We start from the raw sequence: 12,126 nt of genomic DNA, 5'->3' as shown, positions 1-12,126 counted from the left end.
ACCATGGAAGCCTGATGCTAAAATGATATACTTATGTAAGAACAAATCTTACATAATGAAACGGAGGGGTTATGGCCCGTACAATGACGGTGGACGTGGGTGATGAGCTGCGTGAATTTATCGATTCCCTGGTTAAGGCCGGTGATTACCGAACCCAGAGCGAAGTCATGCGTGACGCGCTGCGGCTGCTGCGCGAGAAGCAAGCTGAATCACGCCTTCAGGAACTGCGCGATCTGCTGGCCGAAGGCATCAGCAGCGGCGAGGCGAAACCATGGAACAAGGATGCATTCCTGAATAATGTCAGGGCCAGGATGGCAAATGAAAGAGATTGAGCTGACACCAAAAGCAGAAGAAGATCTGGAGGCTATCTGGGACTACAGCTTCAGACAGTTCGGGGTTGTTCAGGCGGATGCGTATATCGGGCGTATAGCCGCAGTGTTTGATGTGCTGGCCATGCATGACATCGGCACGCATCGCGCAGAGCTGGGAGAAGATATCTGCTCGCTGCCGGTGGAACAGCACATGATCTATTTTGTGTCATCACATTCGGTGGTTACGATCATACGTATTCTCAGTCAGTCTCAGGATACGGCGCGGCATGAACCATGGATATAACTGAATGTGTAAAATAACAATCAAATTAAATACTTAGTTCGCGCAATCTATCTTATGTTAAATTTAGTCCGTCGTTCATTTAGTTCATAACAGGCCGCAGACTACGATTAATCATACACAGACATAATCTTTCATTTGGTTTAAAAAAACGCTCCCGATTGGGAGCGTAAGCCAGTGACTTCGGCGTTAAATGAGGGTCTGACAAGTGGAGCTGCGGGTTAATTCTGCGTGATCTGGCTGCGATGCTTTTCAGCCTGCTGCTGATGAATAACGGAAGATTGACCATTATTCGCCTTCTCATGCATAACAGCGGCTTTCTCATGCTCGTTCATTTCGGAAAATGATTTTGCTGTTTCGTTAGAAGCTGCTGGCTTGGATTTCATCATTTTGTTATGCATTTCAGCCATGTCCTGATGGGCAGCAGAATTGCCGTTTTGCATCATGTCATGGGACATTGCGGCCTGATCGTGACTGCTCATATCCATCATTGTCATGCTGTCTCCCTGAACTGCGCTTTTTTCAGCAGATGACTGCATCTGATGGGCAGGAGCCTGTGCATTATTTACCTGGTCATGCATGTTCATTGTCTCTGCAGCCATGGCGGATGAAGCGACAGCCATAATGGCAACAAATGATACGAGAATCTTTTTCATGGTTGGGTCTCCGGTGTTTTCATACCCGAACAATCAATGCTTATAACAGAGGAAGCATTTGATCTCAGGGCTGGTTGATCATCACGCCAGGAACCGGGCGATTGAATTATCACGCTGTCCTGATTTATGGCTGATTATAAAAAACCGCCTCTGTTTATCGCGTGACTGAACGATGACATTTTTGTCACCTTCCGGGTTTCTCCTGAATAACGGTATTAATCCATTAACAGACGCACACTGAACACAATTTCCCGCCCCTGCTGTTCTGCTGACAGCTCGCCGCCGTGAGCATGAATGATCGACCTTGTAATTGATAATCCCAGCCCCGCGCCTTCCGTGTTGTAGAACCTTGATGAGTCTGCGCGATAGAACCGGTCAAACAAACGTTCCAGATTAGCGGGAACCTGGCCGGACATCGTATTCGTAATCATCACGTTCACACAGTCACTGTCACGCTCAAGGTGTATCGCTGTACAGGTGTTATCGGGAGAATACTTGATTGCATTGGAAAGCAGGTTACTGAAAGCACGTCGGAGCATATCGCTGTCTCCGGCAACAACGCCCTCTCCTTCAACCGTGATTGTCTTTCCTGTTTCGTCTGCCAGGGGCTCGAACAACTCACGTAATTCATTCAGTTCGGCTGCCAGATCCACATCATGTTTATCCAGCCGCAGCAGACCATGCTCTGAACGTGCCAGAAAAAGCATGTCACTGGTCATTCGTGACAACCTTTTCAGTTCTTCCAGGTTAGCGAATAAAATTTCGCGGTAATGCGAAACATCCCTTTCCTTAGCCAGTGCAAACTGCGTCTGCATCATCAGATTACTGACTGGTGTGCGCAGCTCATGCGCGATGTCAGACGAGAAATCTGACAGTTTCCGGAATGCCGCCTCCAGGCGATCAAACATATTATTGAACTCCTGCATGGTCTCAGAGATTTCCGGCGGAGCCAGATCGGGATTTAGACGCTGATCCAGGCTGTGTACAGTCATGGAGGAAGCCAGACTGGTCATTTCCCGTAACGGTTTCAGACCAATACGTGTGGTCAGCCAGCCCAGAAAAACAGAAATAAAGACCAGACCGATATTGAACCAGAACAGCCAGGTACTGAGTTTGTCCATAAACAGGGTGTGATACCCAGTATCCGTGGCAACCGTAATGATGACATGTTTGCTTTTACCCTGTTCCGGCGTCATGGCAACCCGCCGCGAGATACTGCGGTACACGGTGTTATTTTCTTCCGTCTGGATCATATAGTCGAGAATATCACCCGACTTATTAAGCAGGACCGCTGGAACAACAGAATTTTTGGCATAGAGTTCAACAATTTTTTCATTTTCCATGTTTTTTATAGAAATGAATAAACCATTGTGCCCTACCATCGCATCGTTTATTTTTTCTGATAATGACTTAATATCCGTTTTGTTCCGGAACGTCTCTGTTTTAAGAAACTCTTCGGTGAGCTGAAGTTTACCTGTCAGAAAATCGCGGTCCTGATTATCGAAATAGCCATTAAGGGTGCTAATCAGGATAAAACTTGATAACCACCATACCGTAAGCATCACCGCAGAAAAAATCAGGCTCAGGCGTGTGGTCAGGGAAATTTTGAACCTCACTCTTCTCTGATCTCCAGGACATATCCGGCACCGCGAACGGTATGGATCAGTTTTGGCTCAAAGTCATCATCAATTTTACTTCTCAGACGTCTCACGGCGACATCAATCACATTCGTATCACTGTCAAAATTCATGTTCCAGACCAGGGACGAGATAAGACTCCTGGGTAACACTTCTCCGGTGCGTTGCAGCAGCAACTCAAGCAGAACGTATTCTTTACCGGTGAGATGGATCTTCTTCCCCGAACGGATCACGGTCCGGCGCACCATATCAACGGTCATATCGGCGATGGTGCAGACTGTTGCGGCCTGCGAGCGTGCCCGGCGCAGCAGGGTTCTTACACGTGCAACCAGCTCCGTAAAATCAAAGGGCTTAATCAGGTAGTCATCTGCGCCAAGCTCCAGTCCTTTCACTTTGTCCCGCACGTTGTCCTTTGCGGTTAAAAACAGGACCGGTTCTTCGTGCCCGGACTCCCTCAGTGCGCTGATGATTTGCCACCCGTCGAGGAAAGGCAGCATCACGTCCAGTATTATCAAATCATACTGTCCCTTCGACGCGGCCCCGAGACCATCGCGGCCATTATTAAAGAGATCGGCCTGATAGCCTTCCTCAACCAGTCCCTGCTGCAGGTAACGACCTGTTTTTTGTTCGTCTTCAACGATTAAAATACGCTGCATGGTCAACTCGCTGATATGAAAGTAAAAATCTCACGCATGAGCTTTGGATGTCCCCTAGCTGACCTGAGACGGAGCAAGCATTCCGAGCCACGCTACGGCGCCCAGAATGATAATCGCAACAACGAATTCTGTCAGGATGCTGTTTCGCATCAGGGCAACGCTGCGATCATAATTCCCTTCCCTGACCATAACTTCAAGCCGGGGACCCAGGTGAAACCGGTTTGCTGCAGCCAGAAGAAGCATCAGAACAAACAGAGCCGTCTTGGCAAGCAATATCCTCCCCCAGGAACTGTTGAATAAGGGAGTTAAGTTACCCTCAGCAATATACAGATAGTTGACCAGCGCACTCAGGATCAGGGCTACAACAATCACCGTTCCTGCCGTGGCAAATTTTGCCAGGGAGTCAGATATCACAATGACGCTCTGTGCATTATGCTCGTTTCTGCGCATCAGCAGGATAGCAAATGCAACCAGAGCACCTGTCCAGGCACCTGCAGCGCCGAGATGGGTCAGATCGCTCAGTAAATGGAGATAGTAATGCAGACCGTCATGCATAACGGCGTGTCCTCCCCAGGCAAGTGTAGCCAGCGCCACGCCCCCACTCATCGTCATCAGCAGGCAGGACAATACTCTCTTATTAGTGTAAAGGAACAAAGCACCGAGTGTGGTAAACAGGGCACAGAGCCTGACAATCCAGCTAATACCCACATCAGTTTCTTCTATCACCATCTCGATAACATGGATGGATAATTCTCTGAGGTCAGTTACTCCACTCATGGCATTAGATACCAGGAGCATATTAATGCCAGTAAGAATGATGCCTGTAACAACAGCAAAGGTTATAAACGACCTGAAATTAGTCAGGTTATAGGTTTCATGTCTGACACTGCTTATTCCATATATCTGAAAAAATGGCAATCCAAATATTACCATCAAATCCAGATAAAGAAGAAAACGAATAACAATCATAATCAGGTCGTTCATAATATTACTTCACTGTAAAGGTGTAATTACCGGTAATAGGGTGCGTATCTGAAGAAACCGCGCGCCAGTCAACACGATAAGTGCCAGCGGGTAAAGGCTCTCGCGGAATAATGACCATCGATTTAGGGTCAGCGCCTGGCGCCACTTTTGCCGCGACCGGCATCGGAGAATGTGATGACATGCCTTTCATACCCGTCATCGTTAATTTTGCACCTGAGAATTTCACGGTCAGATTTTCCGAGAAATTAAGCTGAATCTTTTCCGGGGCCGCTACGGCTGAATCAGCCTGTGGCACAGAGCTTTTTAATTCCGGATGGGCCATAGCAGAGAAAGCAACGCCCATAACGAGGCCACCTGTAAGAATGGCTTTATTTAAAATCGACATTTTATTTACCTGTTTAGTTGAGTGTTTTATATCAGTGCGTTAAAACCAGATTCTGGCTCCCGCCAGGAATACTACCTGATGGTCTTTCTCACCTTCTCTTTTCGCCATATCGGATGTTTTCCCGTAAAGTTGATTCCAGGAAACGCCTATATAGGGTGCAAACTCACGGCGTATTTCATAGCGCAGCCGGAGCCCCAGCTCTGTGTCAGTCAGTCCCCTGCCGCGACCCCGCGATTCATCATCCTGACTGTAGAAATTCACCTCATAGGATGGCTGGAGTATGAGCCGGTTAGTCAGTAAAACGTCGTATTCTCCTCCCAGACGAAGGGCTGCTTTTCCGCCATTACTGACAAAACCCGTAATTTCAGACTCAAAATTATAGAGTGCCAGCCCCTGAAAACCGACAGCAGCCCAGGTCCGGGCAGAAGCAGGTCTGAAATCCTGCCTGACACCCGCAACCAAATCCCACCATGGGCCAACCGCATGTCCCCAGAGTAACTGCGCTTCAGCCGCCTCCGTTTCCCCATTGCTTCGTTCACCTTCACTCTTTAGCCAAATCCGATCTGTGTCGCCTCCAATCCAGCTGTTAACACTCCAGCTGAAATTGTTGGTGTTATCCGACCGTTGCCATTCCAGTTGATCCAGCAGAACCAGATAATTAATCGCACTGTCGTGAATCGCATGCCCCTGTAAATTGCCGAATGCAGCCTTCCGGTCGGCATCGGTAACAGGCGGAATTGGCGTTCTGCTCTCAGTTACAATGGGCTCCATTGACGTCATCTCAGTGAAATTCTCATCTGCTGGCATCTGCATGGCAGACATGTCGTGCCCGGCGTGGGGATCTGCAGAGACGGAGCCCGCCGCAATAGAAAGCTGTGAGGTAAACAAACAGGCGACCAGAACAGGTATGGCCTTCAAATTTCTCTTCATTCGCATCATTCCTCCACCCGGACTTCACGAAACATTCCCATTTCCATGTGATAGAGCAAATGGCAGTGATACGCCCAGCGGCCAAGCGCATCTGCTGTCACTCTGTAACTGCGTTTTGTACCAGGGGGAACATCTATTGTGTGTTTACGAACCATGAAATTACCGTTTTCATCTTCCAGATCGCTCCACATACCATGCAGGTGAATGGGGTGAGTCATCATGGTATCGTTGATCAGCGTGATCCTGAGCCGCTCACCGTATTTCAGCAGCACCGGTGCGGCATCTGAAAACTTGATTCCGTTAAATGACCAGGCAAACTTTTCCATGTGGCCGGTTAAATGCAGTTCTATGGTACGGCCAGGTTCACGTCCGTCAGGATCCTCAAAGCGGCTTTTCAAATCCGCGTACGTGAGAACCTTTCTTCCGTTATTTCGAAGACCAATACCCGGATCATTTAATTTCGGAGAGACGCTCATCGCCTGCATATCAACCAGTGGGTTATCCGTTTCTGACGCAGGATGACTTTGCATACCCGGCATTCCGGCCATCCGGGAATGATCCATACCGGCCATGCTGCTGTGATCCATGGGCGCGGAGGATGTCCCGCTATCCGGAAGGTCAGCACCGTCCATAGACATCATCTCTCCGCTGTTATCCATGCCTCCCATCTGGCTGTGGTCCATTCCTGCCATATCATGTCCCATTCCCCCCATACCCATATCTTCCATGGTCAACAGAGGACGGGGATCGAGGGGGGGAACGGCAGCACTTAACCCCTCTCTCGTGGCCAGTGTCCCTCGAGCGTAACCGGTCCTGTCCATGGATTGTGCGAAGATGGTATAGGCCTCACCCTGAGGCTCCACAATGACATCATAGGTTTCGGCAACGGCAATCCTGAATTCGTCAACGGTAACCGGGTTTACATACTGGCCATCTGCAGCCACGACCGTCATTTTCAGCCCGGGGATACGGATATCGAAATAGGTCATTGCCGAGCCGTTGATAAACCGTAAGCGTATCTTTTCACCGGGACGGAACAGTCCGGTCCAGTTTTTCAGCGGGGCCTGCCCGTTCATGAGATAGGTGTAGGTGTAGCCACTGACATCCGCGAGGTCAGTCGGATTCATTTTCATTTCAGCCCACATTTTCCGATCGGCAATGGTGGCTGACAGCCCCCTGGTATTCACGTCGCGGAAAAAAGAGCCAACGGTTGGTTTATTGAAATTGTAGTAATCCGACTGTTTTTTTAATTTTTTCAGCAGGCTGTGAGGATTTTCATCGGTCCAGTCAGACAACATGACCACATGCTCACGATCGTAAGCAAACGGTTCTGGCTCCCTGGCATCGATGATAATGGCACCGTATACCCCCTCCTGTTCCTGCAGACCGGAATGGCTGTGGTACCAGTAAGTCCCGTTCTGCTTAACCTTAAAGGTGTAAACGTAGGTATCATCAGGCTCTATGCCCATAAAACTCAGCCCCGGAACACCATCCATATTGGCCGGAAGAATAATGCCGTGCCAGTGAATGGACGTCTGTTCATTAAGACGGTTTTTGACCTTCAGGGTAATGGTGTCACCTTCTTTCCAGCGAAGAACGGGCCCCGGCAGGCCTCCATTGATTGTTTTGGCCTGACGCTCACTGCCCGTGATATTGACGGCCGTTTCACCAATGGTCAGGTCAAACTGAGTACCCTGCAGGGATGCGGCAACTGGCAGGCTCAGACTGGAACGCGCATTGAAACTCCATACGCCAAGACTTCCGGCTACGCCAGAGAGGGTTAACCCCTTCAGGAAAGTTCGTCGAGACGTTTTCAACAGCATGCGCATTCCCTTATTTAAAGTATGGTTACTGACAGAATTCGAGAACCGATTTAAATTAAATTACTGGTTCATCCACTTACAATGAAATGAATCTAGCACACCTTAAGAAACAAATTCATTACAATCGTGTAATGTACATAGCTGTATTACATTTACGTCATCTTCCCCACAGGTTGATTATTTTTATATATGATCATAAGGACATCTTTTATGTACCTCAGAAGGTAATTACACATGAATATATTAATCACGACCACTGCGTTTACAGCTTTATTTTGTGGGGCAGCTTTTGCTCAGTCCAGTGATATTGCCCATGAAGCACATCGATTTGTTAATAATGCCTCAGCCGTCAGTCATGTGAATTCCTCGACGCATGAAAACTTACCGGACAGGGTTAATAAAAACAACACGCCCTCATTCTCTGAAATGAATGAACATGAAAGGGCCATTGTTGCTCATTCATTTATGAACAACAGCGCGTCCTATGCGCATCAGAAAATGATTGAGGAACATAAAAAAATGCTGTCCGGCAGTGATGCAAATTCAAAGACCTCGTCTTCTTCTTTTAACGAACTGAATGCCGGAGAAAAAGCCGCTCTCGTGCATGAGCAGGTCAATAATGCCGGTGCGGAAGCACATCAGACGCAGGCAAGAAAGCTTCGCGGGCTGTATTCGACCAGGTAACTGCAGGCGGGTTAGTGCTTAGCGTCAGGTGCGCAGCAGGGCTTTACTGACGGGTTACGTAGCAGGACATGAGCCCCATATTGCTCTGCCGTAACCTGTTTCAGTCCCGTTAATCATCACCGTCGGGCTGGTCATACAGTTCCCAGAGCTTCCGGAGCAAACGGGAAACAAGATATGTTACAAAAATGACGACCATCAACGGTGCTCCCGATTAACTGACAGATGACACGCCTCCTGAAAACCCCTAGCATACGCCGCAGTGTTCATGCTAACGGCGAATTCCAGTAAATGTATTCTACCGATGTCGTAAAAGAAAATGCCTACCTTTCAGCCACCCGCTCGGGGCTGGAATCGAACGAGATCGCTACTCTTCAGCGCTCCTTGCCTTCCCGGTTTAATCTGCGGCATTTGAAAAAAAATGAATCATTAAAACTCGTACTGCAAAAGAAAGCGGGAAAATCACGTGTCGTGGCCTATAAATTTACGTCCGGTTCATTTAATTACACGGCGTATCGTATATCAGATAAAAAGTTCTATAACCTTTCCGATACTTCCGGGAAAGGCAGTCTCGATTATCCGTTACCGGCCACAGCAAGACTCAGTTCGCCTTTCAATCCTGCAAGACTTAACCCGGTATCGGGAAAAGTGAGTCCCCATAATGGCATTGATTATTCCATGCCCATGAACACGAAAATAGTCAGCGTCATCGACGGAAAAATCACCCGGGCCGAATACAACAGTACCATGGGATATTTTGTTGAAGTAACGGGAAAAGCCGGTGTTAAAACTCGCTATCTCCACCTCAATAAAATACTCGTTACTAAAGGGGCCAGGGTTACCCGGGGAGACGCTATTGCGTTATCCGGTAACAGCGGACGTTCATCCGGTCCTCATCTGCATTACGAGCTGGTCATCAATAACAATCCTGTTAACTCACTGGCGTTCCGGACGGCGGCACCCGCTGATAACAAACTCGAACAGCATGCCTTTGCGCATGCCAGAGACTACGAACGATACCTGGACTGATAACGGGACCGCGACGCGGTCCCGTCTGCCGGATTAATTTTTTTTATCGTTTTCACTTCCGTGATGTTGATGATCTCCATGCCCCCCGTGACCGTGGAAAAGATGCATGAGCGGACAAAGCAGCAGTAACAGATATGGCCAGTAGCCTGCCACATGTGACCAGTGTTCGCGCAGGAGAGCAAATGCCGCAATCGCGGCGACAGCAATAAGCGCATAGGTTGTACTTTTCATACCGGACTCCTTCTGTTCGTAACAGCCCCTTCACTCAGTGTTATTTCCCGAGCCTGACACTTTTCAGACGCAACGCATTCACAATGACGCTAACGGAGGAAAGGGCCATGGCCGCCGCCGCAATAACTGGCGACAGCAGTATTCCATACACAGGATAAAGCAGACCTGCAGCTACAGGCACCCCAAGAGCATTGTAGATAAACGCAAAAAACAGATTCTGCCGGATATTTTTCATGGTGATCTCTGACAGATGACGGGCCCTGTTGAGTATCATCAAATCGCCTTTGAGAAGGGTAACGCCAGCACTTTCTATTGCCACATCTGTACCCGTTCCCATGGCTATACCCACGTCAGCCGCTGCCAGCGCCGGGGCATCATTCACACCGTCTCCGGCCATCGCAACCACATGGCCAGACTCTTTCAGTCGGGTTATCACTGCTTTTTTGCCATCCGGCAGAATCCCGGCTTCAACCTCATCTATTCCCAGTTTCCGTGCGACTGCTTCAGCAGTAAGCTGGTTATCCCCGGTGAGCATAACAATGCGGATCCCCGCCTGACGCAAAGCTTTAAGCGCATCCGGCGTGGTTGCTTTCACGGGATCCGAGATAGCTATCAGGCCTGCAAGGTTCCCGTCTGTGGCCACATAGATAACGGTAGCGCCTTCCATCCGCAACGTATCCGCAACGGCCTTTTGATTATCAATAACGATACTGTTTTCCTGCATAGCCAGTTCATTACCAATAACAACCCGTTGACCTTCGACATCGCCTGTGACACCTTTCCCCGACGGGGCATTGAAATTACTGACGGCAGGTATCACGATCCCCTTTTCATGCGCGGCTCTGACAACAGCCATACCCAACGGATGCTGCGAACCTTTTTCCACTGCAGCTGTTACACGTAAAAGAGATATTTCCCCACCCGGACTGAGACTGATAATCCCTGTCACCGTAGGCGAACCTTCCGTGAGCGTGCCTGTTTTGTCGACAACCAGCGTGTCCACTTTTTCAAGACGCTCAAGGGCTTCGGCATTCTTGATTAACACCCCGGCCTGGGCGCCTTTGCCCACCCCCACCATTATCGACATCGGCGTGGCCAGTCCCAGCGCGCAGGGACAGGCAATAATCAGGACCGACACAGCCGCAATGAGACCGTGCGCCATCCGGGGCTCGGGCCCCCAGACAGACCAGATCAAGAAAGCAACAACCGCGATAAGTATCACCAGAGGAACAAACCAGCCTGAAACGCTGTCTGCCATTCTCTGGATGGGGGCACGCGAACGCTGTGCATCAGCGACCATCTGAACAATTCGTGAGAGCATCGTTTCATCACCGACTTTCTCTGCACGGATGATAAGACTACCTGTCTGATTAATCGTCCCCCCAATGACAGGGTCACCCTTCGTTTTGGTAACCGGCATAGACTCCCCGGTCACCATCGATTCATCCACGGTTGTTTTGCCTTCGATCACGATACCGTCGACCGGAATACTCTCTCCAGGTCTGATGCGGAGCTTATCGCCAGGCAGGACATCTTCCGCATTAATATCCGTTTCATGACCGTCATGATCCAGCCGTCTGGCGGTTTTGGGGGCAAGGTTCAGAAGCGCAGTAATGGCGCCTGAGGTTTGTTCCCGTGCCCGCAGCTCAAGAACCTGTCCCAGCAGAACAAGCACCGTAATAACTGCTGCGGCTTCAAAATAAACGGCCACCAGGCCATCCATGTTTCTGAACGATGCAGGAAACCAGGAGGGGAAGACGGTTGCAATGACGCTGTAAACCCAGGCTACGCCGGTCCCCATTGCAACAAGGGTAAACATATTCAGGGAGCGGTTACGTAACGACATTCCGGCCCGGGCGAAGAATGGCCAGCCACACCACAACACGACAGGGGAGGCCAGAAGCAACTGCAGCCATGTGTTGTACTGTGGCGGTACTGTATTCCTCAAGTCGGGAAACAGATGAGATCCCATTTCGAGTACCAGAACCGGAAACGCCAGCAACAACCCCAGCCAGAAGCGTCTTGTCATGTCGTGAAGTTCATCACTCGGCCCCGTGGATGCCGTAGCTACGAGCGGCTCCAGTGCCATTCCACAGACAGGACAGCTTCCGGGACCACTGCGGCGTATCTCCGGGTGCATCGGACATGTCCACACACCTTCAGAATTCTCTTTTTCCGCCTGGTTGTGAGGCTGTTTTATCTGATCAGGGCTGACTTCGTGATGATCGTGGTGATGGTGATGGGAATGTTCACTGGCATCTTCGGTAAAATAATGATCGGGATGGGCTTTAAATTTGCTCTCACAGCTGGCGGAGCAGAAATAAAGCTGATGGTCCTGGTATCGAATGCTGCTGTGCGCCTTGTCAGGCAGGATGACCATCCCGCACACGGGATCTCTCACCTTATGCAATACGTGGCCCTCGTCCGGGGATAATGTCTGCTCAGAAGCAGTCTGGTTGTTGTGTTGCACTGCATTGTCATTTTTCACAGTAACTCTCCTTA

At 49.6% G+C, this 12,126-nt stretch carries 13 protein-coding genes; 4 read left to right on the top strand and 9 right to left on the bottom strand.

Annotated elements, in window-relative coordinates; translation table 11 throughout:
* The first annotated feature begins 71 nt into the window (after positions 1–71).
* On the top strand, positions 72–332 hold the full coding sequence (locus GKAS_RS11340) for a type II toxin-antitoxin system ParD family antitoxin (RefSeq protein WP_013087106.1): 261 nt from the start codon (positions 72–74) through the stop codon (positions 330–332).
* On the top strand, positions 319–615 hold the full coding sequence (locus GKAS_RS11335) for a type II toxin-antitoxin system RelE/ParE family toxin (RefSeq protein WP_013087107.1): 297 nt from the start codon (positions 319–321) through the stop codon (positions 613–615). The genes GKAS_RS11340 and GKAS_RS11335 overlap by 14 nt, the downstream gene beginning before the upstream one ends.
* A 218-nt stretch (positions 616–833) precedes the next feature.
* Here GKAS_RS11335 and pcoE read toward each other — a convergent pair whose 3' ends face one another.
* From pcoE to pcoA, 7 genes are all read right to left on the bottom strand, one after another.
* Positions 834–1,268, bottom strand: coding sequence for a copper resistance system metallochaperone PcoE (gene pcoE / locus GKAS_RS11330; RefSeq protein ID WP_032664823.1), 435 nt, complete (start codon positions 1,266–1,268; stop codon positions 834–836).
* Between the two features lie 215 nt (positions 1,269–1,483).
* The gene (gene pcoS, locus GKAS_RS11325; RefSeq protein WP_035894359.1) at positions 1,484–2,884 is read right to left on the bottom strand and encodes a copper resistance membrane spanning protein PcoS; all 1,401 of its coding nucleotides are present in this window, start codon (positions 2,882–2,884) and stop codon (positions 1,484–1,486) included.
* Entirely contained in the window at positions 2,881–3,561 is a 681-nt protein-coding gene (gene pcoR / locus GKAS_RS11320) for a copper response regulator transcription factor PcoR (protein ID WP_001188930.1), read from the bottom strand. The genes pcoS and pcoR overlap by 4 nt, the downstream gene beginning before the upstream one ends.
* A 54-nt stretch (positions 3,562–3,615) precedes the next feature.
* Positions 3,616–4,494, bottom strand: a complete 879-nt coding sequence (gene pcoD, locus GKAS_RS11315) for a copper resistance inner membrane protein PcoD (RefSeq protein WP_309473745.1) — start codon at positions 4,492–4,494, stop codon at positions 3,616–3,618.
* Between the two features lie 55 nt (positions 4,495–4,549).
* Positions 4,550–4,930 carry a copper resistance system metallochaperone PcoC gene (gene pcoC, locus GKAS_RS11310; protein ID WP_000025662.1) on the bottom strand — a complete coding sequence of 127 codons (381 nt, stop codon included), beginning with the start codon at positions 4,928–4,930 and terminating at the stop codon, positions 4,550–4,552.
* 39 nt (positions 4,931–4,969) lie between these two features.
* Positions 4,970–5,860: a copper resistance outer membrane transporter PcoB gene (pcoB, locus tag GKAS_RS11305; protein ID WP_072252507.1), complete on the bottom strand. Its 891-nt coding sequence runs from the start codon at positions 5,858–5,860 to the stop codon at positions 4,970–4,972.
* A 5-nt stretch (positions 5,861–5,865) separates the two neighbouring features.
* Positions 5,866–7,683 (bottom strand): multicopper oxidase PcoA, encoded by a 1,818-nt coding sequence (gene pcoA, locus GKAS_RS11300; RefSeq protein ID WP_000925242.1) that lies wholly within the window; start codon positions 7,681–7,683, stop codon positions 5,866–5,868.
* A gap of 234 nt (positions 7,684–7,917) precedes the next feature.
* Between pcoA and GKAS_RS11295 the strand changes: the two genes are divergently transcribed.
* Positions 7,918–8,367 carry a copper resistance protein gene (locus GKAS_RS11295; RefSeq protein ID WP_001023257.1) on the top strand — a complete coding sequence of 150 codons (450 nt, stop codon included), beginning with the start codon at positions 7,918–7,920 and terminating at the stop codon, positions 8,365–8,367.
* A 288-nt stretch (positions 8,368–8,655) separates the two neighbouring features.
* Positions 8,656–9,393 (top strand): peptidoglycan DD-metalloendopeptidase family protein, encoded by a 738-nt coding sequence (locus GKAS_RS11290; RefSeq protein ID WP_004388332.1) that lies wholly within the window; start codon positions 8,656–8,658, stop codon positions 9,391–9,393.
* 33 nt (positions 9,394–9,426) lie between these two features.
* Here GKAS_RS11290 and GKAS_RS11285 read toward each other — a convergent pair whose 3' ends face one another.
* Both GKAS_RS11285 and silP read right to left on the bottom strand, forming a co-directional pair.
* Positions 9,427–9,624: a DUF2933 domain-containing protein gene (locus GKAS_RS11285; RefSeq protein WP_004388331.1), complete on the bottom strand. Its 198-nt coding sequence runs from the start codon at positions 9,622–9,624 to the stop codon at positions 9,427–9,429.
* Between the two features lie 40 nt (positions 9,625–9,664).
* On the bottom strand, positions 9,665–12,112 hold the full coding sequence (silP, locus tag GKAS_RS11280) for an Ag(+)-translocating P-type ATPase SilP (protein ID WP_035894356.1): 2,448 nt from the start codon (positions 12,110–12,112) through the stop codon (positions 9,665–9,667).
* Between the last annotated feature and the right edge of the window lie 14 nt (positions 12,113–12,126).

The sequence above is a fragment of the Kluyvera ascorbata ATCC 33433 genome, from assembly GCF_000735365.1.
Lineage (GTDB): Bacteria > Pseudomonadota > Gammaproteobacteria > Enterobacterales > Enterobacteriaceae > Kluyvera > Kluyvera ascorbata.
The sequence above is the reverse complement of the archived record's forward strand: the minus strand, read 5'-3'. Positions and strand labels throughout refer to the sequence as shown.

Coding starts and splice junctions, on each gene's coding strand:
- GKAS_RS11340 (WP_013087106.1), top strand. CDS start 72: ATGGCCCGTACAATGACGGTGGACGTGGGTGATGAGCTGCGTGAATTT.
- GKAS_RS11335 (WP_013087107.1), top strand. CDS start 319: ATGAAAGAGATTGAGCTGACACCAAAAGCAGAAGAAGATCTGGAGGCT.
- pcoE (WP_032664823.1), bottom strand. CDS start 1,268: ATGAAAAAGATTCTCGTATCATTTGTTGCCATTATGGCTGTCGCTTCA.
- pcoR (WP_001188930.1), bottom strand. CDS start 3,561: ATGCAGCGTATTTTAATCGTTGAAGACGAACAAAAAACAGGTCGTTAC.
- pcoD (WP_309473745.1), bottom strand. CDS start 4,494: ATGGTAATATTTGGATTGCCATTTTTTCAGATATATGGAATAAGCAGT.
- pcoC (WP_000025662.1), bottom strand. CDS start 4,930: ATGTCGATTTTAAATAAAGCCATTCTTACAGGTGGCCTCGTTATGGGC.
- pcoB (WP_072252507.1), bottom strand. CDS start 5,860: ATGAAGAGAAATTTGAAGGCCATACCTGTTCTGGTCGCCTGTTTGTTT.
- pcoA (WP_000925242.1), bottom strand. CDS start 7,683: ATGCTGTTGAAAACGTCTCGACGAACTTTCCTGAAGGGGTTAACCCTC.
- GKAS_RS11295 (WP_001023257.1), top strand. CDS start 7,918: ATGAATATATTAATCACGACCACTGCGTTTACAGCTTTATTTTGTGGG.
- GKAS_RS11290 (WP_004388332.1), top strand. CDS start 8,656: ATGTATTCTACCGATGTCGTAAAAGAAAATGCCTACCTTTCAGCCACC.
- GKAS_RS11285 (WP_004388331.1), bottom strand. CDS start 9,624: ATGAAAAGTACAACCTATGCGCTTATTGCTGTCGCCGCGATTGCGGCA.